This is a genomic window from Aeromonas sp. LsrichE-8G, assembly GCF_022869435.1.
GTDB lineage: Bacteria > Pseudomonadota > Gammaproteobacteria > Enterobacterales > Aeromonadaceae > Aeromonas > Aeromonas caviae.
The window spans coordinates 1-23906 of record NZ_JALIHH010000011.1 but is presented as its reverse complement, the minus strand read 5'-3'; the positions used below and the strand labels follow the sequence as shown (position 1 = coordinate 23906).

The 23906-nt window shown below is 62.0% G+C and carries 19 protein-coding genes, 3 tRNA genes and 3 pseudogenes; 8 read left to right on the top strand and 17 right to left on the bottom strand.

Features of this window, described 5'->3' with window-relative positions:
• Both MUW49_RS03345 and MUW49_RS03340 read left to right on the top strand, forming a co-directional pair.
• A pseudogene (locus tag MUW49_RS03345) lies at positions 1–106 on the top strand (IS5/IS1182 family transposase); the annotation flags it as partial.
• A 144-nt stretch (positions 107–250) separates the two neighbouring features.
• Positions 251–442, top strand: a pseudogene (locus tag MUW49_RS03340) (IS3 family transposase); the annotation flags it as partial.
• Between the two features lie 20 nt (positions 443–462).
• On the opposite strand, the gene MUW49_RS03335 reads toward MUW49_RS03340, so the two are convergent.
• From MUW49_RS03335 to MUW49_RS03275, 13 genes are all read right to left on the bottom strand, one after another.
• On the bottom strand, positions 463–681 hold the full coding sequence (locus MUW49_RS03335; protein ID WP_244812396.1) for a hypothetical protein: 219 nt from the start codon (positions 679–681) through the stop codon (positions 463–465).
• Positions 682–828: 147 nt separating this feature from the next.
• On the bottom strand, positions 829–2034 hold the full coding sequence (locus MUW49_RS03330) for a site-specific integrase (protein ID WP_244812395.1): 1206 nt from the start codon (positions 2032–2034) through the stop codon (positions 829–831).
• 349 nt (positions 2035–2383) lie between these two features.
• Positions 2384–2470, bottom strand: a tRNA-Leu gene (locus MUW49_RS03325).
• 40 nt (positions 2471–2510) lie between these two features.
• Positions 2511–2584, bottom strand: a tRNA-Cys gene (locus MUW49_RS03320).
• Between the two features lie 34 nt (positions 2585–2618).
• Positions 2619–2694: transfer RNA gene (locus MUW49_RS03315), tRNA-Gly, on the bottom strand.
• 179 nt (positions 2695–2873) lie between these two features.
• Positions 2874–3428, bottom strand: a complete 555-nt coding sequence (gene pgsA, locus MUW49_RS03310) for a CDP-diacylglycerol--glycerol-3-phosphate 3-phosphatidyltransferase (protein ID WP_010675229.1) — start codon at positions 3426–3428, stop codon at positions 2874–2876.
• Between the two features lie 213 nt (positions 3429–3641).
• The gene (gene uvrC / locus MUW49_RS03305) at positions 3642–5495 is read right to left on the bottom strand and encodes an excinuclease ABC subunit UvrC (protein ID WP_029314745.1); all 1854 of its coding nucleotides are present in this window, start codon (positions 5493–5495) and stop codon (positions 3642–3644) included.
• Positions 5496–5605: 110 nt separating this feature from the next.
• On the bottom strand, positions 5606–6250 hold the full coding sequence (gene uvrY / locus MUW49_RS03300) for a UvrY/SirA/GacA family response regulator transcription factor (protein ID WP_010675231.1): 645 nt from the start codon (positions 6248–6250) through the stop codon (positions 5606–5608).
• Between the two features lie 210 nt (positions 6251–6460).
• On the bottom strand, positions 6461–7240 hold the full coding sequence (kdsB, locus tag MUW49_RS03295; RefSeq protein ID WP_244812394.1) for a 3-deoxy-manno-octulosonate cytidylyltransferase: 780 nt from the start codon (positions 7238–7240) through the stop codon (positions 6461–6463).
• Positions 7237–7434: a Trm112 family protein gene (locus MUW49_RS03290; protein WP_010675233.1), complete on the bottom strand. Its 198-nt coding sequence runs from the start codon at positions 7432–7434 to the stop codon at positions 7237–7239. The genes kdsB and MUW49_RS03290 overlap by 4 nt, the downstream gene beginning before the upstream one ends.
• Before the next feature lie 112 nt (positions 7435–7546).
• Complete coding sequence (gene lpxK / locus MUW49_RS03285) at positions 7547–8542, bottom strand: tetraacyldisaccharide 4'-kinase (protein ID WP_244812393.1); 996 nt, start codon at positions 8540–8542, stop codon at positions 7547–7549.
• Entirely contained in the window at positions 8542–10311 is a 1770-nt protein-coding gene (msbA, locus tag MUW49_RS03280; protein ID WP_244812392.1) for a lipid A ABC transporter ATP-binding protein/permease MsbA, read from the bottom strand. Before msbA ends, lpxK begins: the two co-directional genes overlap by 1 nt.
• A gap of 134 nt (positions 10312–10445) precedes the next feature.
• Positions 10446–12575, bottom strand: coding sequence for a DNA internalization-related competence protein ComEC/Rec2 (locus MUW49_RS03275; RefSeq protein ID WP_244812391.1), 2130 nt, complete (start codon positions 12573–12575; stop codon positions 10446–10448).
• A 115-nt stretch (positions 12576–12690) separates the two neighbouring features.
• Here MUW49_RS03275 and MUW49_RS03270 point away from each other — a divergent pair, with 115 nt between their 5' ends.
• From MUW49_RS03270 to MUW49_RS03260, 3 genes are all read left to right on the top strand, one after another.
• Positions 12691–13209: a DUF2062 domain-containing protein gene (locus MUW49_RS03270; RefSeq protein ID WP_010675237.1), complete on the top strand. Its 519-nt coding sequence runs from the start codon at positions 12691–12693 to the stop codon at positions 13207–13209.
• Positions 13203–13697: a DUF2062 domain-containing protein gene (locus MUW49_RS03265; RefSeq protein ID WP_039040273.1), complete on the top strand. Its 495-nt coding sequence runs from the start codon at positions 13203–13205 to the stop codon at positions 13695–13697. The genes MUW49_RS03270 and MUW49_RS03265 overlap by 7 nt, the downstream gene beginning before the upstream one ends.
• 115 nt (positions 13698–13812) lie before the next feature.
• Entirely contained in the window at positions 13813–15318 is a 1506-nt protein-coding gene (locus MUW49_RS03260) for a helicase HerA-like domain-containing protein (protein ID WP_244812390.1), read from the top strand.
• Positions 15319–15397: 79 nt separating this feature from the next.
• On the opposite strand, the gene MUW49_RS03255 is transcribed toward MUW49_RS03260, so the two are convergent.
• The 3 genes from MUW49_RS03255 to omp38 form a co-directional block, all read right to left on the bottom strand.
• Entirely contained in the window at positions 15398–16588 is a 1191-nt protein-coding gene (locus tag MUW49_RS03255; protein WP_041213134.1) for an amino acid aminotransferase, read from the bottom strand.
• Positions 16589–16723: 135 nt separating this feature from the next.
• Complete coding sequence (locus MUW49_RS03250; RefSeq protein ID WP_049636850.1) at positions 16724–17665, bottom strand: hypothetical protein; 942 nt, start codon at positions 17663–17665, stop codon at positions 16724–16726.
• A 195-nt stretch (positions 17666–17860) separates the two neighbouring features.
• Positions 17861–18910: a porin Omp38 gene (gene omp38, locus MUW49_RS03245; RefSeq protein WP_161648046.1), complete on the bottom strand. Its 1050-nt coding sequence runs from the start codon at positions 18908–18910 to the stop codon at positions 17861–17863.
• 382 nt (positions 18911–19292) lie between these two features.
• On the opposite strand from omp38, the gene dinG reads away from it, so the two are divergent.
• The 3 genes from dinG (at position 19293) to MUW49_RS03230 (ending at position 23205) form a co-directional block, all read left to right on the top strand.
• Positions 19293–21365: an ATP-dependent DNA helicase DinG gene (dinG, locus tag MUW49_RS03240; protein ID WP_128343768.1), complete on the top strand. Its 2073-nt coding sequence runs from the start codon at positions 19293–19295 to the stop codon at positions 21363–21365.
• Positions 21366–21578: 213 nt separating this feature from the next.
• Entirely contained in the window at positions 21579–22238 is a 660-nt protein-coding gene (locus MUW49_RS03235) for a DUF2057 domain-containing protein (protein WP_039040268.1), read from the top strand.
• A 70-nt stretch (positions 22239–22308) separates the two neighbouring features.
• Positions 22309–23205: a histone deacetylase gene (locus MUW49_RS03230; protein ID WP_244812389.1), complete on the top strand. Its 897-nt coding sequence runs from the start codon at positions 22309–22311 to the stop codon at positions 23203–23205.
• An 89-nt stretch (positions 23206–23294) separates the two neighbouring features.
• On the opposite strand, the pseudogene MUW49_RS03225 reads toward MUW49_RS03230, so the two are convergent.
• Positions 23295–23762, bottom strand: a pseudogene (locus tag MUW49_RS03225) (MFS transporter); the annotation flags it as partial.
• Positions 23763–23906 lie beyond the last annotated feature (144 nt).

Below are 23906 nucleotides of genomic sequence, written 5' to 3'. Positions count from 1 at the left end.
ATACAAGGGGTTGCTGAAAAACGATAACCAACTGGCGATGTTATTCACGCTGGCCAACCTGTTTCGGGCGGACCAAATGATACGTCAGTGGGAGAGATCTCACTAAAAACTGGGAATAACGCCTTAAATGGCGAAGAAACGGTCTAGATAGGCTGATTCAAGGCATTTACGGGAGAAAAGATCGGCTCAAACTGAAAAAATGAAATGACTGAGTCAGCCGAGAAGAATTTCCCCGCTTATTCGCACCTTCCAAAGCTTCTGGGGGTCTCTTAAAAATGAACTGGTTCACCACCATAGATTCGAGACGAGAGCGGAGGCCAAGGCAGCGATTCAGGAATACATAGAGATTTTTTACAACCGCCAGCGTCGGCATTCACGACTTGGCAATGTCAGCCCGGCGGAGTTTAACAAGAGGTATTGGAGAACTGCTCAGGCTGCTTGATCCGGGACTGTCCGATCTTGTCAGGACACCTCAAACATCACCTGATTCTGGATATGCTGTGGCATGGCCTGGAACTCACTCACCGAGTCCGTCATCTCGATAATGACCAGACTACAACCGGTCGCGACCCAGAATGCCCTCGCCTCCTCTACTGATGAAAAGGGCTCAATAATTTGCTCCATGACCGAGACATGGAGTGCCGGGTAGGCCGCGAGCAATGTCTCCTTCGGCCATGCCATACAAGTTTTCATCGTGTTTCTCTCCAACAAAAAGGCCCTTAAGCTCAGATGAACTTAAGGGCCTGGGAACTGTGAAATGTGGACCAACAGCCGATGTGTCAGCGCTGTCTGGTTATTAATATCTGTTTATAAACAATACCTTTTCGGTCACTCAGCCTGGATCATAGACGAGAGACCTTCGCTGATATTGCGACTGCGCTCAGAGGTCAGCTTTGCATACCGCTGGGAGGATTGAATGCTGGCGTGGGCCAGCTGTGCCTTGACGTCATACAGGCTGTATTGCCCTGAAGAGACCAAGGCACTGGCGACAGAATGACGAGCCGTATGGAAGCAAACCTCATCGCGGTCTTCGATACCGGCCTTCTGCAACACCCGTTCATAGGCACATCTGGGTTCACCGATGGGCTTGCCCTGACATCGAATATGCTGGCTCGCGAACACATAGGGGTTACCGGCTATTCTGGGAAGCTTCTCCAGAATATCGATAGCCAATGTGCTCAGGTAAATGATCCGGCTCTTGCCATTCTTGGTCAGCGGTACGAACAGCGTCTTATCCTCCCAGTTCACATGTTCCCATTTAGCGAGTAACACTTCGGACTTTCTCGCCCCCGTCAGATAGAGCATCGCGATGAAGCTGCCTGCGGCTTGATTGCGATCCTGCAATGCCACCTCAATGACCCGTTTCATCTCTTCAATCGATAGGAAACGCGTCCTGGCATTGTCCTCCTTCAACAGCTTGATCTTGGCCGCCTCATTAGTGTCCAGAATGCCCCAGCGCACCGCATAGCTGCCCATGGTCTTTAACTGGGCCAGCACACGGTTGGCGGTACTCGGTGCGTAGGCCGTCTGCTGAGGGTTGTTGGGGTGAACCATCTCCGATTGCAACTGCAGGACATCCATCGCCTTGAGCTGTCGGTAACGCATGGCCCCAAAGCGTGGTTCGATGTTGTGTTTAAACCGCTGAATGTCGCTGTTGATCGATCGTTTGCCGATGGTCTTGAGGTGCGGCAAAAAGGTCTGCCAGAAGAACTCCGAAAGGGTGGGCTCAGTTTTGTAGCTATCCCGCTCTGCTACCGGGTCGATACCGTCTGCCAACATCGCCTTGTACTTGCGGGCAATGGTCCTGGCTTGGCTCACATCGATATCGCCGAATCGCCCCAAAGCGATGCTGCGCTTCTTACCCTGGAGGGTATAGCGCAGTAGGAAACGCTTACTGCCCTGGCTTTTTCCTGACAAGAGTTTTAAGCCAATGACCTCTGTATCTGAGAACTCCAGTTCAGTAGCGCCAGCCTCTCGTTGTTGTGCGGGCAAAGCCTTGATGGCTGCATTGGTAAAGCGAAATTTGGTCTGCATAGATACCTCCGATGATGGGTTAGATCATGGGATTAATATCTGTTTCAAAGAGGATTCAATGCGGGTTTGGGAGGGGTGAAGACGAAGGGGTAACGGTGAGCGGCACTTGCTTCAGCACCAGAAACAGACCCCGGAAAAGTCCGGAGCAGTAGCCTACCAAACGTCCTTGGCTATGTTGGAAGACTGAGCAGGTTGTTCGCAACGAATTGCAGGAAGTAGTAAGTCGCTTAGACAAGAAATGGACAAGAAAGGAAAACTGACAGAGGGAAAACGCTGGGGAGCAGAAACAAAAACGACGCAATGAAGCGTCGTATCTGTTTTATCTGTAAGGCTTTTTCTTCAATTTTAATGGTGCCTGAGGCCGGAATCGAACCGGCACGACGCGAACGTCGAGGGATTTTAAATCCCTTGTGTCTACCGATTTCACCACTCAGGCACCGCAATCGGTATCAAGTCCGCGGGCGGGCTTGTCAATATGGAGGCACGTTCCGGAGTCGAACCGGACTAAACGGATTTGCAATCCGCTGCATAACCGCTTTGCTAACGCGCCATGCAAAAGAGAGAAACTCTCTATTGTCTGAATTTGGAGCGGGAAACGAGACTCGAACTCGCGACCCCGACCTTGGCAAGGTCGTGCTCTACCAACTGAGCTATTCCCGCATCGGTCTGGCTGACTGCCTGACTGTGAGAACGCATTCTAGCGATGTTCCCCGCCCAGTCAACCAAAAACATTTAATACGCTGATCGTTCGGGTGTTTTTTACCCTTTTCCCACACTTTTGCAGCTCATGGCCGTTTCTCGGCGCCAGTGGCAGAGAAACGGCCATCTTCCCGTCGGGACTAGAACCGGGAGTGGTAGCTGAGATCGCCCCAGGCGGCCTTCATGTACTGGAACATGGACCAGAAGGTGAGCACGGTGGCCACGTAGAGCAGCACATAGGCGAGCCACACCATCCAGATGTCGTATTGCCAGATGAGGCCGGTGAGCGACACCATCTGGATCATGGTCTTCCATTTGCCAATCCAGCTGACGGCCACCGAGGAGCGCTTGCCAAGCTCGGCCATCCATTCACGCAGGGCGGAGATGATGATCTCCCGGCCAATCATGGTCATGGCGGGGATGGTGACCCAGACGGTGTTGTAGTGCTCGACGATGACCACCAGGGCCGCCGCCACCATGATCTTGTCGGCCACCGGATCGAGGAAGGCGCCAAAGGCGGTGGACTGGTTCAGCTTGCGGGCAAGATAGCCGTCAAACCAGTCGGTTGCGGCCGCCAGGATAAAGACGATGGCCGCCGCCATGTAGGACCACTGATAGGGAAGGTAGAACAGGATGACGAAGACGGGGATGAGCAAAATCCGAAAGAACGTCAGCAGGTTAGGAATATTTGTCATTATTTTCAGCCACTTCTTGTATGCCGCTACATGGTAGCCCCAAGCCGATCGCGGATGCAACCGAACTGGCGCCCGCCTTGGTCCATTAATCCATCAATAACCTCAGGATGCCGGTCATTATGGCATTTGGGAGCCCCCTGCGTCACGGCTCTTGTGCGCAGGCGGCAAGCCCTGATGCCCCCTGGCGTGACCTCCTTCACACCAAAGGCAGCGCTAGAGCGAGTGCAATGCGTCGTGGATGGACTGGGCCAGCTCCTGGCTGATGCCGGGCACCTTGGCGAGCTCGTCCACCCCGGCTTTTTTCACCTCCTGCAAACCCCCCAGGTATTTGAGCAGCGCCTGCCGCCGTTTCGGCCCCACCCCGGGAATCTCTTCCAGGGTACTGGTGGTGCGGGCCTTGGCGCGCCTGGCCCGGTGGCCCGTGATGGCAAAGCGGTGGGATTCGTCGCGAATGTGCTGGATGAGGTGCAAGGCGGGCATGTCCGCCGGCAAATGCAGCTCTTCGTGGCTGTCCCCCAGGATCAGGGTCTCCAACCCCGCTTTGCGGGTCACCCCCTTGGCGATGCCCACCAGCAGCGGGTATTTGCCGCCGAGAAACTCCAGCTGGCGCGCCAGGATCTCCTCCGCGCGACGCAACTGGCCGAGACCACCGTCGATGAACAGCACATCCGGCACCTTGTCCGGCTCCTGCTGCTTGCCAAAGCGGCGCTCCAGCGCCTGCTCCATGGCGGCATAGTCATCCCCGCCGGTGATGCCGTCGATGTTGAAGCGGCGGTATTCCGAGGAGAGCGGCCCCTCCCGGTTGAACACCACGCAGGAGGCCACGGTGCGCTCCCCCATGGTGTGGGAGATATCGAAGCACTCCATGCGGGCGATGGGGGTCTCGAGCTCCAGCAGCTCCTCCAGCTGATCGTAACGGGCGGTGATGGTGCTCTTGTGGGCGAGGCGCGAGCGCAGCGCGGTCTGGGCATTGATGGAGGCGAGCTTGATGAAGCGGGCCCGTTCGCTGCGCGTCCGGCTCACCACCCGCACCTTGTAGCCGGCGGTCTGGCTCAGGGTGTCGGCGATGACGCTCTCATCCTCCAGCGCCACGTCCAGCAGCACCTCGCTCGGGATCTGCCGTCCCCCCTGCCCCGACAGATAGAACTGCAGCAGGAAGGATTGCACCACCTCGTCAAGCGGGGTATCGGCCGGCACTTTCGGGAAGTAGCTGCGCGATCCCAGCACCTTGCCCTGGCGGATGAAGAGCACGTGGATGCAGGCGGTCCCCTGCTCGAAGGCCACCCCCACCACGTCGAGCTCGTCCAGCACGTTGCCGCTCACCGACTGCTGCTCGGTGACCCTGCGCAGGGCCTGGATCTGATCCCGGTAGCGGGCCGCCTCCTCGAAGCGCAGATCGCCGCTGGCGGACTCCATCTTGCCCACCAGTTCGCCGATCACCTGCTGGTTCTTGCCCGCGAGGAACAGCTTGGCCAGCGCCACCTGCTGGGCATACTCGGCCTCGCTCACCAGCCCCGCCACGCAGGGGCCGGCGCAGCGCTTGAGCTGGTAGAGCAGGCAGGGGCGGGTACGGTTGGCATAGACGGCATCCTCGCACTGGCGCACCGGGAAGATCTTCTGCATCAGGTGCAGGCTCTCGCGTACCGCGCCGCCGGAGGGGTAAGGGCCGAAATACTCCCCCTTCACCTTGCGGGCGCCGCGATGGACGCCGATGCGCGGGTGCCGATGGTCGGTGATGATGATCCAGGGGTAGGACTTGTCATCCCGCAGCAGCACGTTGTAGCGGGGCTGGTACTGCTTGATGAGGTTGTGCTCGAGGATCAGCGCCTCGGTCTCGGTGTGGGTGACCGTTACCTGCACATCGGCAATCTGGCGCACCAGGGTGCGGGTCTTGATGCTGTCGACATTGGCCCGAAAGTAGGAGGCGAGCCGTTTCTTGAGATCCTTGGCCTTGCCCACGTAGATGACGGTGCCGCCGCTGTCGTACATGCGGTAGACACCACTCTGGTGGGTGACGGCGCTCAGAAACGCCTTGCTGTCAAAATGGGGCTCGGGAGAGAGGGTCATCGGCAACTCGACTCAACGGATGAATGCAAAAAGACGGGGAGAGCATACTGCCCACAGCCTGCAAAAAGCAAAAGGCGGCCGGTGCCGCCTTTGGTGTCCACACACCCCCGTTACAGGGTATCGGCATCCAGCATGCCATAACGAATGGCCAGATGGGTCAGCTCCACGTCACCGTTGATCCCCAGCTTGCTGAACAGGCGGTAGCGGTAGCTGTTGACCGTCTTCGGGCTCAGGTTGAGTTGCTCGGAGATGTCGGTCACCTTCTGCCCCTTGGTGATCATCATCATGATCTGCAGCTCCCGCTCGGAGAGGGACTTGAAGGGGTTCTCGTCGGCGGAGGCGAACTGGCTCAGGGCCATCTGCTGGGCGATCTCCGGGGAGATGTAACGCTGACCGGAGTGAACCAGGCGAATGGCGTGGATCATCTCGTCCGGCGCGGCCCCCTTGGTGAGGTACCCGGCGGCGCCCGCCTGCATCACCTTGGTAGGGAACGGATTTTCTGAATGAATGGTCAGCACTATGATGCGTACATCGGGGCGGATCCGCAGGATCTTGCGGGTCGCTTCCAGACCGCCGATGCCCGGCATGTTCATGTCCATCAGGATCACATCGGGGTGATGTTGCCGACAGAAGGCCACCGCGGTTTCCCCGCTCTGCGCCTCGCCCACCACCTTGATCCCGCGGACGTCTTCCAAAATGCGTCTTATCCCTGTACGCACCAACTCATGATCATCGACCAGGAATACATTAATCACCCAAACACCCCGTTTTTTATCTCGTTATATGCCAGTTAGGGTTAACACGGCGTCTTGCATCATAACCAAACTCGATGATTTGGCAAACCATGGGCGGGAAAAGTTTGAAATTGCTCGTAAAATTCGTTTTAAATCAAATTATTATACAAAGAATCAATTAAAAAACGGCGCCCTGGGGCGCCGTATTGCATCAAAGCCGTTCCGCCAGCCTCAACCGGCCAGCAGCGCTCGCACCTTGTCGAGATCGGCCTGGGTGTCCACCCCCACCGGCGGGGCTTGCAGCGCCTGGGCCACGTGGATCTTCTCCCCGTACCAGAGCACCCGCAGCTGCTCCAGGGCTTCGACCTGCTCGAGCACGCTCGGCGCCCAGTCCACGTAACACTGGATGAAGCCGGCGCGATAGGCGTAGATGCCGATGTGGCGCTGGTAGTGATCGCCAATCTGCTCGCGGCTCCCCGCAACGCGATCGCTGGCCGCAAAGCGGTCCCGATCCCAGGGGATGCTGGCGCGACTGAAATAGAGGGCATACCCCTCCCGGTCGGTCACCACCTTGACGGCATTGGGATTGAACGCCTCTTCGGCATCCCTGATCGGCACCGACAGCGTCGCCATGGGCGCGCTGGCCGCGGCCAGGTTGTCCGCCACCTGGCGGATGATGACGGGGGGAATGAGGGGCTCGTCCCCCTGCACGTTGACGATGATGGTATCGGCGGCAAAGCCGTAGTGACGGCACACCTCCGCCAGACGCTCGGTGCCGGACTGGTGATCCGGTGAGGTCATGCACACCTCGAACCCGGCAGCGGCGGCAAAGGGAGCCAGAGCCTGCTGTACCCGCTCGTCATCGGTGGCGACGATCACCCGATCGGCGCCCGATTGCAGGGCCTTCTCCACCACGTGCTGCACCATGGGCTTGCCGTGAATGTCGGCCAGCGGCTTGCCCGGCAGCCGGGTGGAGGCGTAACGGGCAGGAATGACGACGACGAAACTCATGGCTTCAGCTCTTCCAGCGCCAGGTGACGGGCCCGGTTCTCCAGCAGCACCGGGATCCCCTCCTCCAGGGGATAGGCCAGTCTGTCGAAGCGGCAGATGAGCTCCTGAGGGCCCTCGGCGTGCGCTTGATAGTGCAGTTTCCCCTTGCAGACCGGGCAGGCGATGATGTCGAGCAGTTTAATATCCAGTGCCACAACGAAACTCCTTTAACGATTTCCCACAGGCGATCTTGCCTGGCATGTCAATGTGCAGGGCCAGCCCCCGAGTCCGGGCGCTGGCCGTCTGTTCCAATCCGGTGGCGCCCCGTCAGGGCGCCTGGTGCTTGTCCCCCCCGGGCTGCGGGCCCAGGGTGCGCAGCAGCGCCTCCCCCAGGGCATCGGGCAGCTCGGCGCTGACCGGCAGATACCACCAGTTGTCCGGGGCGAAGGGGCGGCACTTGACCGCATCCTTCTCGGTCATCAGCAAGGGGCGCTGGCGGAAGCGGGCCAGCAGCTCGGCGGCGTCGAACGCCTGGTGATCCCCGTAGCCGACGCTCTGCACCAGCTCGTAACCAAGGGCGGTCAGGGTGGCGAAGAAACGGGGGGGATGGCCGATGCCCGCCAGGGCATCCACCGGCCCCGAGAGGGGGGCCGTGAGAGGCGCATCGTCGCACACCCGGCGCAGGGTATCCGGCACCAGGCGCATGGCGTACTCGCCACGGGCGGGTTCACCGCCGTTGCAGATGATGGCGTCCACCCGCTTGAGGCGGGTCGTGGGCTCGCGCAGCGGCCCCATGGGCAGCAGACAGCCATTGCCAAAGCGGCGCGCCCCGTCCACCACCACCAGTTCGATGTCACGGGCCAGGGCATAGTGCTGCAGGCCGTCGTCGGTGACGATGATGTCCACCTCACCGCTTTGCTCCAGCAACCGCACCGCATCGGCCCGTCTGGGGGCCACCGCCACGGGGCAGCCGCAGCGCCTTGCGATGAGCACGGGCTCATCCCCGGCCTCGGCCGGGGTGCTGCTCTCATCCAGTCGATAGGGGTAATGGGGCGCCTTGCCGCCATAGCCGCGGCTGACCACGCCTGGGCGCCAGCCCCGGGCCTGGAGTTGTTCCACCAGCCAGACCACCACAGGGGTCTTGCCGTTGCCCCCCACCGAGAGATTGCCCACCACCACCACCGGCAGGGTGGCCCGATAGGCGCTGAGCCAGCCCCGGCGATACCCCAGACGGCGGACGCCGCTGATCAGGGCAAACAGCAGGGCGAAGGGGGCCAGCCCCCAGCGCCAGAGGCTGTTCCCGTACCAGAGTCTGGCCAGCATCAGCCCTTGTTACCCGTGGCTGTATTACCAAACTGAATGGCCCGCAGCTGGGCATAAGTACCATGCATGTCCATCAGGGTTTGGTGGTTGCCGCGCTCGACGATGTGTCCCTCGTCGATCACCAGGATCTCGTCCGCCTTCTCGATGGTGGAGAGGCGGTGGGCGATCACGAGGGAAGTGCGCGCCTTGCACAGCTCGTCGATGGCCGCCTGGATGTGGCGCTCGGACTCGGTGTCCAGGGCCGAGGTGGCTTCGTCCAGCAGCAGCACCGGGGAGTCCCGCAGCAGGGCGCGGGCGATGGCGATGCGCTGGCGCTGGCCGCCGGAGAGGGAGGCGCCGTTCTCGCCGATGACGGTGTCATAGCCTTCCGGCATCTTGCTGACGAAGTCGTCCGCATGGGCGATGCGGGCCGCCTGCTTGATCTCGTCGCGGCTGTACTTCTCTTCCGCCGCGTAGGCGATGTTGTTGGCCACGGAGTCGTTGAAGAGGTGCACGTGCTGGGAGACCAGGGCGTACTGCTTGCGCAGCTCGCTCAGGCGGTATTCGCGGATGTTGACGCCATCCAGCAGAATTTCCCCCTCTTCGATGTCATAGAAGCGGGTCAGGAGGCTCGCGATGGTGCTCTTGCCGGAACCGGAACGCCCCACCAGGGCCACCGATTTGCCTGCCTCCACCTTGAAGCTGATGTTGTGCAGCGCTGGTGTCTCCTTGGTCGGGTAGGTGAAGGTGACGTTGCGAAACTCGATTTCACCTCGGGCACGTTCCAGGGTGCGGGTGCCGGTGTCCTGCTCCGGGGTGGAGTCCAGCAGACCGAACAGGCTCTGGCAGGCGGTGATGCCGCGCTGGAACTGGTTGTTCACGTCGGTCAGGCTTTTCAGCGGCTTGAGCAGCATCATCATGGAGGTGACCATGACGGTGAAGGTGCCCGCAGTCAGGGTCGCCTTGACGCTGTCGATGGTGGCGACATAGAGGAAGACCGCAAGAGCCACGGAGGCCACCATCTGGACGATGGGGCTGCCGATGGCGTCGGCGGCGACCATCTTCATGGTCTGCTGGCGCATCCGGTTGCTCACCTGGTAGAAGCGCTTGTCCTCCACCTCCTGACCCCCGAACATCAGCACCTCTTTGTGCCCCTTGAGCATCTGCTCGGTGGAGGTGGTGATGTCACCCACCGCCTGCTGGATGTGGCGGCTTATCTTGCGAAAACGTCGGCTGATGATGCTGATGAGGATCCCGACCAGGGGCCCCACCACCAGGAAGATCACCGACAACTGCCAGGAGTGCCAGAACATCAGGCCCAGCAGGCCGATGACAGTGGCCCCTTCCCGCACCAGGGAGACCAGGGTCGAGCTCGCGGCGGACGACACCTGACCGGCGTCATAGGTCACCTTGGAGAGCAGGTTGCCGGTGTTCTGGCGGTCGAAGAAGCTCATGGGCATGGCCATCAGGTGGCTGAACACCTGCTGCTGCAGGCGCATCACCACGTGGTTGCCGACCCAGGCCATGCAGTAGTTGGAGAGGAAGGCGGCGCAGCCGCGCAGAGCCACGATGCCGAGGACGAAGAAGGGCATCCACTTGAGCACGCTGCTGTCGTTGCCGTTGAGCCCCTGATCGATAAGCGGTTTGATGGAGTAGACGAAGGTGGTATCCACGGCCGCGTAACCCAGCATGCCAATGATGCCGCCCACCAGACCCAGCTTGCGATCCCGGACATAACCGAGCAGGCGCTTGAAGACGGTCCAGCTCTCTTGTGAGGTTTCTTGTTGCATGAATAGCCGTTAATAAGGGAAATGACGGGCTATTCTAGCCAAACCTTGGAGCTACACCAAGCGCCGCTGGCGCGATGGCTACAACCCGGGTCACAAATGAAGGCCGCCCCTTGCCGGGTTGGCTCACCGGATCCTCACTCCCTTCCCCATACCTGCGGCTGCCACCAGGGGCCGCCACGCCTGTACCAGGGCCCCTGCTCCCGCTCGGCCCGGATCCTGAGCCCCGCGTCCCCCGGCTCGATCAGGATGGCACCCGCCTCCCCCGTGACCCACTGCCGCGCCCCCTGGTATCGCGCCACCACCTCGGGGCGGGGAAAGCCCCACTGGTTCATGAAGCCTGCACTGTGCACCACGAAGGCAGGTTTCACCGCCGCCACGAAGGGGGCCGTGGAGGAGGTGCGACTGCCATGATGCGGGCTCACCAGCAGGGTGCTGGCCAGCCCCGCGCCCTCCTCCAGCGCCAGCAGGCGGCGCTCCGCCTGCTGCTCGATGTCGCCGCTCAGCAGCAGCCGATGGCGCCCGTCGTCCAGCTGCACCACGCAACTGTCGTTGTTGCGCCCCGCCCCGGCTGCCAGGGGCCAGAGCACCCGTACATCCAGTCCCTGCCAATGCCACTGCTGACCTCGGCGGCAGGCCTGGGTAGCCGGTGCAAAGGGGAAGGAGGAGAGCTCCCGGCGCACCGCCATGCTCTGCAGCAAAGCCTGCCGGTTGCCCGCGTGATCCCTGTCTCTGTGGCTGATGATCAGGGTGTCGATCACCCGGATGCCGAGCCGGTTGAGCAGGGGCAGGATGGCCGCATTCGCCATGTTGTAGCCCCCGGGGTAGCGATCCCCGGTATCAAACAGGATGGCCCGATCCCCCCGGGTGACGAGCACCGATAGCCCCTGCCCCACGTCCAGCACCCGCACCTGCCAGGAAGCGGGAGCAGGCCAGAGGGCGAGCAGCAGGGCCGCCGCCACCGGCCCCCCCAGGGCGCGCCCTCCCGGCAGGTGCCATCCCGTCCACAGCAGGATCAGCAGGGCGCTGGCGGGCATCAGCCAGCCGGGCACCGGCCACCAGAGCTGCAGGCGATCCGCCAGCTGCGTGAGCCCCCACAGCACCCACTCCAGGCCGAAGGCGGAGACCCAGAGCAGGCCGTGGGCCAGCAACGTGGAGAGGGGCGCCACCAGCACGCCGATGAGCGCCAGGGGAATGATGACAAGGCAGAACAGCGGCAGTGCCAGCAGATTGAGCAGAAACGCCAGGGGCGCCATCCCCTCGAACAGCAGCAGTTGCAGGGGCAGCAATCCGAGCAGCAGCAGAAGTTGCAGCCGCACCAGGCCGGGGCGATCGTGCAACAGGCTCGCCAGCAACAGCAGGGCCACCGCCAGAAAAGAGAGCCAGAACCCCGCCGAATAGAGGGCGAAAGGGTCCCACAATGTCAGTACCACAAAGGCCCACAGCCAGATCCGGTGGCTCGGCCAGTCCCGCTTTAGCCAGCGCAGCAGGCTCCACACCAGCACCATGATGAGGGCACGCTCGGTGGCCACCGCAAACCCCGCCAGCCAGCTGTAGGTGGCCGCGAACAGGAGTGACACGCAGATAGCCCCGCGCAGCCCGAACAGCCGCCCGAGCCACCAGCCGAGCACCGCCACCAGAGCGATATGCTGGCCCGAGATGGCGATGATGTGGGTCAGGCCGCTGCCGCGAAAGAGTTCCCACTGGGCATCCTTGATCCCCCCCTGCTCCCCGAAGGTGAGGGCCGCCAGCAGGGGGGCCTGTGCCATCCCCTCCCAGGCGCGACTCGCCGTCGCCAGCCAGCGATCGCGCACACCCGGGGGCACGGCATCCAGGGCGATGACCCGGCGCAGGTTGCCGGTGGCGGTGATCCCCTTGCCAAGGAGCAGGCGCCGCCCATCCATCCCCGCTTCGTTGGCCAGGCCATGGGCCGGCTTGAGAGAGGTCACCAGGGTGACGCGGCTGCCGGCAGGCAACGGCGGCAACACCTGATAGGCATTGACCCGCACCAGGGGTGGCACGATGAGGGGGCGATCGTCCAGGGTGTCGAGGCGCAGCAGCAGGCGCGCAAATTTATCCCCCTCTTTCTCTCCCGAAGACTCCGTACTTTGCACGTGTGCGGTTATGATGTGGCTCGTTTTTTTGCCAAGTTGATCCAGCCAGGCAAGCCGATAGTGCAAATTCACCTGCATCCAGAGGATGCCGAGCAGCAGAAACAGCAGCCGCCAGCAACGACCACCGGCGAGAGGAAGCGCGAGCAGCAGCATCAGGCCACCCCATTCCCATGAAGGCAACCATGGCCAAAGCAGTGAGGAGCTTGCCCCCAGGGCAAACGACAACAGACGCAGATCCATGGAGCAAGTATTTAGCAAGGTTCAGAACATGCCCAAACGAATCATACAGCGCTGGCTACCCGACCCGGCGACCCTCAAGGAACACAAGCACTTGCGACTCTTTGGCAAGCTGCTGCTGGATGCCAACCTCTGGCATCTCAACCGGCGTTCCGCCGCCGGTGCCTGTGCGGTCGGCCTCTTCATGGCCTGGGTTCCCCTCCCCTGCCAGATGCTGCTGGCCGCTGGCGGCGCCATCGCCTGCCGGGTCAACCTGCCCCTCTCGGTGGCCCTGGTCTGGCTCTCCAACCCCCTGACCATGCCACCGCTGTTTTATGGCGCCTATCTGGTGGGCTGCCAGTTGCTGGGGCAACCCTCCCAGCACATCGAGATCACCTTCACCTGGGCCTGGCTGGTGTCGGTGTTCGAGACGGTGGCCCCGCCGCTCTTGCTGGGCTCCCTGGTGCTTGCACTGCTGAGCGCCCTCGTCGGCTATGTCCTGGTTCGCGCGGGCTGGCGCCTGAGCACGGTGCGCCAGTGGCAAAAACGCAAGGTGGCGCGCCCATGCTGAATCGCTGGTTGGCCCGCTTCAAGATTGACCCCGATACCCTGCGCCAACAAAAGTGGTTCGCCCTCTTTGGCGAGCGACTGCTGACCCCCGCCCTCTGGCAAGGGGGAACGCGGGCCCTCTGTGGCGCCGTGGCAGCCGGGCTGTTCGCCAGTTGGGTCCCCATGCCCATGCACTCCCTGGTGGCCGTCGCCCTGGTGCTGGCCTTCAGCTTCAACCTGCCGCTGGCCCTCTTGGCGGTCTGGTTCAACAACCCGCTGACACTCCCCTTCATGTACCTCTACGCCTATCGTACCGGTTGCCTGGTGCTGAACGAGACGCCAGCCCCCTTCCATCTCACCTGGTCCCTGCACTGGCTGGAGCAGGAGGCAGCCACCCTGGTGCCCCCCTTCCTGCTCGGCAGCCTGCTGTTGGCGGTGCTGAGCGCCGCCGCCGGCGCCTTGCTCACCCTGCTGCTGTTGCAACTGGGCAAGCTGACCCGCCCCCGCTAGGTTGCCAGCACGCCGTCCTTGTCTCGGGCGGCGTGCCTTGCCATCGTCTGCCTCTGCCACCACACTCCTTGTAACCCGTTGTTTTTCGACCCCCATTCGAAACAAGGAGCCCACCATGGCCGAACCGCTCACGCTGGCCCATGCCAATGGCCACCCCCTCTCCCTGCTCCCCGCCATGGCCAATCGCCACGGCCTCATCACCGGAGCCACCGGCACCGGTAAGACAGTCACCCTGCAGGTGCTGGCGGAGGGGTTTTCCCGCCTCGGCGTGCCGGTCTTTCTGGCCGACGTGAAGGGGGATCTGAGCGGCCTGGGCGCCGCCGGCACCCCCTCTGCCAAGCTGGATGCCCGTCTGGCCCAGCTCGGCCTTCAGGCACCCGACTTTGCCGCCAGCCCCACCCTGTTCTGGGATCTCTTCGCCGAAGAGGGCCACCCGGTGCGGGCCACCGTCTCCGACATGGGGCCTCTGTTGCTTGCACGCCTGCTCGGCCTCAACGACACCCAGAGCGGGGTGCTGGAGCTGGTGTTCAAGGTGGCGGACGACGAGGGGTTGCTGCTGCTCGATCTGAAAGACCTGCGGGCCATGGTGCAGTTTGCGGGGGAGCACGCCAAGACTCTCACCACCCGCTACGGCAATGTGTCGACCGCCTCCATCGGCGCCATCCTGCGCAACCTCCTCACCCTGGAGAGCGCGGGCGGCGATCACTTCTTCGGCGAGCCCATGCTGGACATCCAGGATCTGATGCAGACCGACGAGGCGGGCCACGGCCATATCAATGTGCTGGCCGCCGGCAAGCTCACCCAGTCCAGCCGCCTCTATGCCTGCTTCCTGCTCTGGCTGCTCTCCGAGCTGTTCGAACAGTTGCCCGAGGTGGGGGATCCGGAAAAGCCCGTGCTGGTGTTCTTCTTCGACGAGGCCCACCTGCTGTTCAAGGATGCCCCCAAGGCACTGCTGGAGAAAATTGAGCTGGTGGTGCGCCTCATCCGCTCCAAGGGGGTGGGCGTCTATTTCGTGACCCAGAGCCCGGCCGACATCCCCGACAGCGTGCTGGGGCAGCTTGGCAACCGGGTGCAGCACGCCCTGCGCGCCTTCACCCCGAGCGATCAGAAGGCGGTGCGCATCGCCGCCAACACCCTGCGGGCCAACCCTGCCTTCGACGCCGCCGGAGCCATCACTGAACTGGGGGTCGGGGAGGCGCTCATCTCCCTGCTCGACGAGAAGGGGAGGCCCAGCGTGGTGGAGCGCGCCTTCATCGCGCCCCCGGCCAGCCGCATCGGCCCCCTGAGCGCGGCCGAGCGCCAGGCGCTTATTCAGGGCTCATTGCTCTACGGCAGATACGACACCCAGGAGGACAGGGAGTCCGCGTTCGAGCGGCTTCAGGAGGCATCGCCCGCCGCCGATGACGAGACCGCTTCCCCACAGACCGACCAGGGCGGCGGTCTGCTGGATGCCTTGAATGGCATCCTGTTCGGTCGCACCGGCCCCCGTGGTGGCCAGCATGACGGGGTGGTGCAGACCGCCGCCAAGAGCGTGGCCCGCACCCTCGGCAACGAGGTGGGACGCCAGCTTATGCGCGGGGTGCTCGGCTCCCTGCTGGGGAGCAGCAAGCGGCGCCGCTGATGCCGGAAAATGAAAAAGCCCGCCGTGTCGGCGGGCTTTTTATGGCTGAAGCAAGGCGCTTGGCGCAGATGCTTCTCTCTTACAACACCTTGGCGATGGCGTCGCAGAGGGGATCAATGTTGGCGCGGGTGATGCCTGCCACGCTGATCCGGCCGGAGCCGACGATGTAGATGGCGAATTCGCTCTTGAGGCGCTCCACCTGATCCTTGGAGAGACCGGAGAAGGAGAACATGCCGTTCTGTTCGCGGATGAAACTGAAATCCTGGTTCACCCCCCGCTCGGCCAGCTTCTCCACCAGCAGCTCACGCATCTCGCGAATGCGCACCCGCATGGCGGCCACTTCTTCCACCCACTCCGCATAGAGGGCCGGGTCGCTCACCACGGTGGTGACAACGGCGGCGCCGTGTGACGGCGGGTTGGAGTAGTTGGCACGAATGACGGTCTTCACCTGGGTGAAGGCGACGTCGGCCACCGCCTTGGTCGCGCAGACCAGGGTGAAGGCGCCGACCCGCTCGTTGTAGAGGCCGAAGTTCTTGGAGAAGGAGCTTGCCACCAGCAGCTCGTCGTGGCACTCGGCGAAGATGCGAAGGCCTTCGGCATCCTCTTCGATACCCCGGGCGAAGCCCTGATAGGCGAAGTCAAAGAGCGGCAGCCAGCCGGCGGCAGCACTCTGACTGGCCAGGGCACGCCACTGCTCGGTGGTGGGGTCGATACCGGTCGGGTTGTGGCAGCAGCCGTGCAGCAGCACCAGATCCCCCGCCTGCGCGTCAGACAGGGAGGCCTGCATGGCGGCGAAGTCGAGCCCCTTGGTGGCGGCGTCGTAGTACTTGTACCACTTGACGGTCAAACCGGCCGCCTGGAACACGCTGACGTGGTTCGCCCAGGTGGGATCGGAGATCCAGATGGTCTTGGCGAGATTGTTGCGTACCACGAACTCGGCGGCGATACGCAGGGCACCGGTACCGCCCGGCGCCTGCGCCGTCTTGGCGCGGCCGCTGGTCACTAGGGCGGCATCACGGCCGAACAGCAGTTGCTGCACGATGCGGCCGTATTCGATATTGCCTTCGATACCGAGGTAGTTCTTGGTCTTCTCGTCGGTCAAGAGCTTCTGCTCGGCTTGCTTGACGCAGTGAAGGATAGGAGTGGCACCGGTCTCATCCTTGTAAATACCGACCCCCAGATTGATCTTGTGGCTGCGAGTGTCGGCACGGAAGGCTTCGGTCAGGCCCAGGATCGGATCCGCTGGGGCGGCAACAACCTTTTCAAACATGGTATTCCCTGTAGTCCGTTGAGTTCGTTGGCTGGCAAAGTAGGTTGGCAAACAAAAGCGCCCGTCCAGGGAGCGCTTCGTCAGCTCTTTATACCACTGCCTTCCATAGGGGAAAACCGCTTTCTCGGCGCCGCCTCAACCAATCCCGTGCCAATCCGGTGCCAGGGCACACACCTCGACCGACAGACCCCGATTCGACTCCACCAGATCATTGCACTGCGCCAGCAGCGCACGGGGGATACGGCTCGGCTCCCAGGGCCGACCATCCCCCAGGGGAGCCCCGTAAGCCGCCTTGATGGGCACCAGATCCCGGGGCAACCACCAGCTCGCCGGTCTCCCCAACCGCTGGGCCAATGCCAGTACTCTGTCGACCCCGGCCGGATCCAGGGCGGTGAGGTGGCTCCAGAGGGTCTGGGGCGGCAAGGCAGCGATCAGGGGCTCCAGCGTGCCGGGATCCTCGGCAGGATACCAGACCAGCAGGGCGTCGGCGGGCAGTGGCAACTCGGCGAAAGCGCCGACGGCATCGGTTGTGATCACCCGCTGTATCTCCCCCTCTCCCCAGAGGATCTTGCCAAGCTGCGCCAGGGTGCGGGCTGGCAGCGCCACCTCCCCCAGGGTCTGGAGCCAGGGGGCGGCATCCAGCAGGGTGCCGCCGCTGAGAAACAGGCTGAACGGCCGTGCGGCCCGCAGACGAAGGGGCAGATCAGTGCAAAGCCGGATCCCCTTGTCTTCGAAGTCGATCTGCTCGATGGGGCTGAAATGACCCTCCCCCTTGCGATACAGGGCCGCCAGCACCCGCTCGTTGACCCTCTCCCCCAGTTGCCAGCCGTGGGATTGTAGCCACTCCTCGGGTTCCGGCGGGGCACTGGCCATCTTCGCCAGCATCAGCTCCCGGGTCAGATAGCGGTGCCCGGCAGGGGTGAGCTCATAGTGGTGATTGCCAAGGGCCAGCAGCAACTGGTTGTCCCGAAGCATGCCGATGAGCGGCTGCCATTGACGACCGCGAACAGCCTGGGGGCCGCCGCTCAGCAACTGCTGTGCCAGCGTGCGCCACTCGGGGTGGGTGAAATCGATCAAAGGCATCCTTCCCTGTCGGCCAATCTGCTTCAACAAATTGAATAATCTAGCGATTTACCAGAGGAGAACCAAGGGAGCAAGGAAGACAACGTGATATGGCGCAGGGCCAGAGGACGAAAAGTAGTGAAGGGGCCAAAAAACAGAACGGCCAAGCAAGCTTGGCCGTTCATCAACTAAATCAGCGCAGAGGCTAGATTAGAAGTTGTATTGCAGGGCAACAGTGAACTCGTCGTCCATCTTGTCGATACCCTGGATTTTGTACTCGGTGTAGGCTTTCAGCTTGGAAGTGAAAGCGTACTGTACGCCCAGCAGGGTTTCGTCAACCATGTCTTCGTAGGAAGAACCAGCAGTGTTGTCCTTGCCTTCCTTGAAGTTGTAACCAGCCAGGAAGGTCCAGGCATCAACGTTATAGGAAGCAGCCAGCTCGTAGCCACGACCTTCACCCTTGTAGCCAGTGGTGTCGTTCTTCAGATCGCCTTCGGTGTAAACACCAGCGAAGTAGAAGCCGTTGATGGCGTAGTGTGCGCCCAGAGCCCACTCGGACTTCTCACCAGTGTTGGTATTGGTGGTGCTCTCGAGGTCGGAGTAAGCATAACCGGCGTTCAGGCCCAGACCGAAGTCAAAGTCGTAACCGGCGGAAGCTGCGTAACCGTAGTTGCGCTTGATGCCAGGGAATTCGGTAGTGAAGGAGTTACCACCAACATCAGCCACTTTGACGGCTTCATTGTCATTGGTCTGGTAGGACAGTTTGCCCTTGAAGCCACCGAAGCTGTTGGAGTAGATGATCTGGCCTTCTTGACGACCGTCGTAGAAGTTACCGTAGCTGCCCCACTCGTTGAAGATATCGGTTGCTTCCAGCACGTCGTAGAACGCGGTGTCGGTCTGGCCGAAGATGATCTTGCCGTACTGGGTGCCATCAAAACCAGCATAGATATGACGAGACTTAAATTTGGAGTCGTCAGAGTTTTCGGCAGCTACTTGCCACTCGGTCTTGGCGATAGCGGACCAGGTGTTGTTCAGCGCAACTTTACCGGACCAACCCAGACGGGAGGTACCGATCAGCTCTGCATCACCCTGTGTATCAGCTTGAGTGAGAGGATTGGGGTTATCACTGTCACCGTAGTAGTTAGCCTGAACACGGCCGTAGATATCAAAAGAGGTGCCGTCTTTGTCGTAAACGACAGCAGCGTTGGCTGCGGATGCGAACAGAGCCGGGATAGCAATAGCCAGAATTGTCTTTTTCATAGTTTCCAATGCCTACTGTAATTAAACACTAAGTCCTTGTTATTCCCTGTGTTAGCGATGTTCTTTGCATCACTATGCCGCCGAGACTATCACCGGGTTTTCGAATCCGCAATGAAAAAACTTGGAACTTTTTATGAAAACCATAGTCACAGGGAAAAATTTGTGAGCTGAATCTCACAATGTTTGCCCCATCAGGGAAAACGTTTACAGCGATACTCTCTGCCTGAATCCCTCTTTTTTGGTGGTTTATTGCAACCCCCTGTTCCCTCATAACATATGTGCAAAGCCGGGGCTGACCCGACTGCTTCTCCCCTGCCTCGACCCGGGCCGCCTGTTGCGGGTATCCTGTTGCCATCCACACCGACACGGCCACACCTTCTTTATGCTATCGACTCGCCTCAAAGCCACCATCCGCAATACCTATCGCCAGATTGCCGATGGTTTACCCGGTTTTGTGCCGCGCAAGGAGCAGAATTTCCTGGTTGCCGAAATCGCCAAGACCCTGATGGGAGAATATGACAGGAGTCGCCGCATCCTGGTGGCCGAGGCTGGCACCGGCATCGGCAAGTCCCTCTCCTATGCCCAGGGGGCCATACCAGTGGCACGGCTGACCCAGAAGAAGCTGGTGATCTCCACCGCCACCGTGGCCCTGCAGGAGCAGCTCATCCACAAGGATCTTCCCTTTTATCACCGTCACAGCGAGCTGCCGTTTCGTTTCATGCTGGTCAAGGGGCGCCAGCGCTACTGCTGCGAGCACCTGCTGGAGCAGGCGGCAAACGGCAGCGAGATGGCCAATTTCGAACTCGACTTCGGCGCATTGAGCAAACACAAGCCATCGGATGCTGACAAAGCGTGCTACCAGGGGCTGTGGCAGGCCTACACCGAAGGCAAGTGGGACGGGGATCGGGACAACTGGCCCAAACCCATTCCGGACCCGTGCTGGGATCGCATCGCCGCCGACCGCCACACCTGCAACAAGGCCCTGAGCCACCATCAGCACTGCCCCTTCCACCGCGCCCGCAACGACATGGACGCAGCAGATGTGCTGGTGGTCAACCACGCCCTGCTGCTCTCCGACCTCACCATGGGGGGCGGCATCATATTGCCGCCGCCGGACGAGTGCATCTATGTGCTGGACGAAGCCCATCACCTGCCCACCATCGCCCGGGATCACGGCGCCGCCAGCGCCAGCATCAAGGGATCCCGCCGCTGGCTGGAAAAGCTGGTGCAAAGCGCTGGCAAGCTGGCCAGAACGCTGAACAAGGAGAGCCTGCTCGACCCCCAGCTCAAACTGCAGGATGCCCTGGCCTCTCTCCAGCCGGATCTCAAGGCCCTCGAGCAGTGGCTCACCAGCAATGATCACCTCTTTGGCGGCGAGCCCCACCACAGATTCGCCGATGGGGTGCTGCCGGATCCCCTGCCCATGCTGGCGGAAAACCTCAAGGAGGCGAGCAAGAAGGCACTGAGGGCGCTGGACAGAATGCAGGGGGCCATCGGCGAAGCGCTCAAGGATGGCGAAATTCGTCGCAAGGAGGCCGAGCCTCTGCTGGCGGAGAGCGGTTTTCACCTGCAGCGGCTCGAGAGCTTCTGCGCCCTCTGGGAGATGCTGAGCCGCCATGTTCCCACCGGCAAGACCCCCCTCGCCCGCTGGATGGCCAGAAGCGAGGACGGGGACATCTGGCTGCACGCCTCCCCCATCGAGGTGGGGTATCTGCTGGAGGAGTGGCTCTGGTCCCGCTGTCTCGGGGCCGTGCTGGTGTCGGCGACCCTCACCGCCCTCTCTTCCTTCAGTTATTTTCGCCACCAGGTAGGGCTCAAGGAGCATGACGGCACCCGCTATCTGCGGCTGCGCTCCCCCTTCGATTACCACAAGGCCGAACTCTATCTGCCCAAGATGGCCCATGAGCCCAGTGCCCCCGCCTTCACCCAGGAGTTGATCGATACCCTGCCCCGCCTGCTGGCAGGCAAGGAGGCCAGCCTAGTGCTCTTCTCCTCCTATCGCCAGATGAATGAGGTGGCGGTGGGGCTGCGGGCCAAGGGGATGTCGCTCCTGGTACAGGGGGAAGCGTCCCGCAGCGCCCTGCTCCTCTTGCACAAACAGAAGTGCGACGGCGGCCAGGCCAGCATCCTCTTTGGCACCGGCAGCTTCTCGGAAGGGCTGGATCTGCCTGGCCACTACCTCACCAACCTGGTGATCACCAAGCTCCCCTTCGCGGTGCCCAACTCCCCCGTGGAAGAGGCGACCGCCGAGTGGATAGAGCAGCGCGGCGGCAACCCCTTCCTGCAACTGACGGTGCCGGAGGCGTCGCGCAAGCTCATCCAGGCCTGTGGCCGCCTCATCCGAAAAGAGGCGGATCGGGGGCGGGTCACCATCCTGGACCGGCGCCTGCTGACCAAGCGCTACGGCAAGGGGCTGCTGGACGCCCTCCCCCCCTTCACCCGACGCATCGAGTGACACGGCTGACGCCCGCCATGCGATCCCCTGTCCCTCATGTCAGGAGGGGGCAGGAAGATAGAAGAGCACGCTGCCCGCAGGACTCGGGGCAGCGGGATCCACACCCCGCACACCGGAAGGCGCCATAAACGGCTATTGCCGCTGTGGGGCAAACCTGTAAAAATGACCCCCTATTTTTCAGTGGGCAATTGCCTGACTGTTCAAGGAGATGAAATGAAACTGACTGTTCTGGTACCGGCCCTGGCTGGTCTGTTGTGGGCAGGTAGCGCCCTGGCCGCTAGCCAACTGGAAATTACGAATCCCTATGTCATCCAGCTGCTCGATGGCGAACCCGTCAACCCCCAGCTGCTCGACAAAGCCACCGTCTTCTCCCTGGAGCCCGGCAGGCACCAGGTCGTGGTCGCCTTCGAGGGCAACTACTCCAGCCGCAGTGAAACCAAGCTGGTCACCGCCGAGCCCCTGGTGATCAACTTCACCGCCGCCGACAACCAGCAACTCTTCCTCGACTTCAAGAAGCCCCGCAAGGAAGAAGAAGCCAAGCGTTTCGTCAAGGAACAGAACGTCGTTCTGAAAGACAAATCCACCGGCCAGGTTCTGAAATCCGAGCAGTTCGTCATGCCGACCGTGGGTGGCTTCCAGCTGACCCGTGACTATCAGCAGGAGCTGCTGAAGATGGGCAAGGCCTTCAACCAGCCCAAGACCGTTTCCGTCTCCACCGCCGCCGTGATGGCTGCCGCCAGCGCACCGGTGGAAGTGGCCCCGAGCAAGGCCATGAGCAACCCGGAAGCCCTGACCCAGCTGCAGAGCTGGTACAACAAGGCCGATGCGGAGACCCGCAAAGCCTTCCAGATCTGGGTGATCCAGCAGCAGTAAGGCGCATCGCACGCCTGCATCGAGGGGAGCCTGGCTCCCCTTTTTCATACCCGTTCATGGCCGATGCTTCATGTCACTGCGCATCTTCTATCACCCCCACTACTCCGCCCTGACGCTGCCCGAGCGTCACCGTTTCCCCCTGGCCAAGTACCAGGCGCTGTTTGAACGCCTCGTCGCCCTCGACTATCCGCTGGCACAGGCCGCCCCTGCCAACCGTGAGCAGATAGAGAAGGTGCACGATGCGGCCTATGTACAGGCCGCCCTCGCCGGCACCCTCGATGAAGGGGCCATTCGCCGGCTCGGCTTTCCCTGGTCTCCCCTGCTGATTGAACGTACCCTGCACTCGGTCGGCGCCACCCTGGCCGCCAGCCGCCACGCCCTTGCGCAGGGCTGCGGACTGCAGATCTCCGGTGGCTACCACCACGCACACCGGGGGTTTGGCAGCGGCTTCTGCCTCTTCAACGATCTGGTGATCGCGGCACGAACCTGCCTGGACGAGGGACTCTGCGAGCGGGTACTGATCGTGGATCTCGATGTCCATCAGGGAGATGGCAGCGCCGCCCTGTGCACGGACAGCCGCGACATCATCACCCTCTCCCTGCACGGGGAACACAACTTCCCCCGCCACAAGCCGGCCTCCCATCTGGACTTTCCCCTGCCAAGCGGCATGGAGGACGACGCCTATCTCGAGACCCTGGACCAGGCCCTCGCCCTGGCTCATCGCCTCTACGCCCCTGACTTCATCCTCTATCAGGCCGGGGTGGATGTGCACCGGGACGACGAGCTGGGCTACCTATCCCTGAGCGACTCCGGCGTGCGCCAGCGCGATGCCATGGTCTTTGACTCTGCACTTCGCCACGGGCTGCCCATCACCGCCGTACCGGGAGGGGGTTACCGGCGAGACTGGCAGCAGTTGATCCCGCTGCACCTCTCGCTCTTTGAAGTAGCAAGGCACCGGTTTGGTTGAGCGGCACCACCCGGCCCATGACGAAAAAGAGGCGACCCTTGGGTCGCCTCTTCTATATCCGTGCACAGGGATGATGACGCCGTCTGCCCTCAGGCATGGGCCATCGGCGTCGGGTGCTCGCCCATCTTGCGCAGCAGCATCAGCAGATAGACCAGGGAGACCCCGGCAATCACCATGAACAGCAGATGATCCGAGTAGTGCTGCATCAGGAGCGCCGTCAGGGTCGGCCCGAGCAGGCTGCCGATGGTGTAGCTCAGCAGCAACGCCTGGTTCATGGCCACCAGTTGATGCTGCTCCACCTTTTCGCAGGCCCAGGCCATGGCCACCGGATAGAGCGTGAAGCCCGCGGCCCCCAGAATGAACAGCGTCGGTCCCATGGCCGCGTTGCCGAGCATCGCCATGGCCCCCAGGATCACCACCAGCACCTGTACCCGCAACACCGGCAGGCGCCCGAAACGATCCGCCAGACGCCCCACCGGCCATTGCCCCAGGATGCCGGCGCTTACCATCACCGCCATCCAGTAGCCGATGGCCCCGTCGCTCACCCCCTGGTGGTGGCTAATAACATCATGTCGATCAGCCAATAACATCATGCCGATCACTTTTTTTCTGCCCGCGTTTATAGCGTCTTCCTTTTACTCCGCCTGATCGGCATCGGTCAAGTTGGCGCCCTGTTTTCTCATCGATTCTCCCGTTAAGGT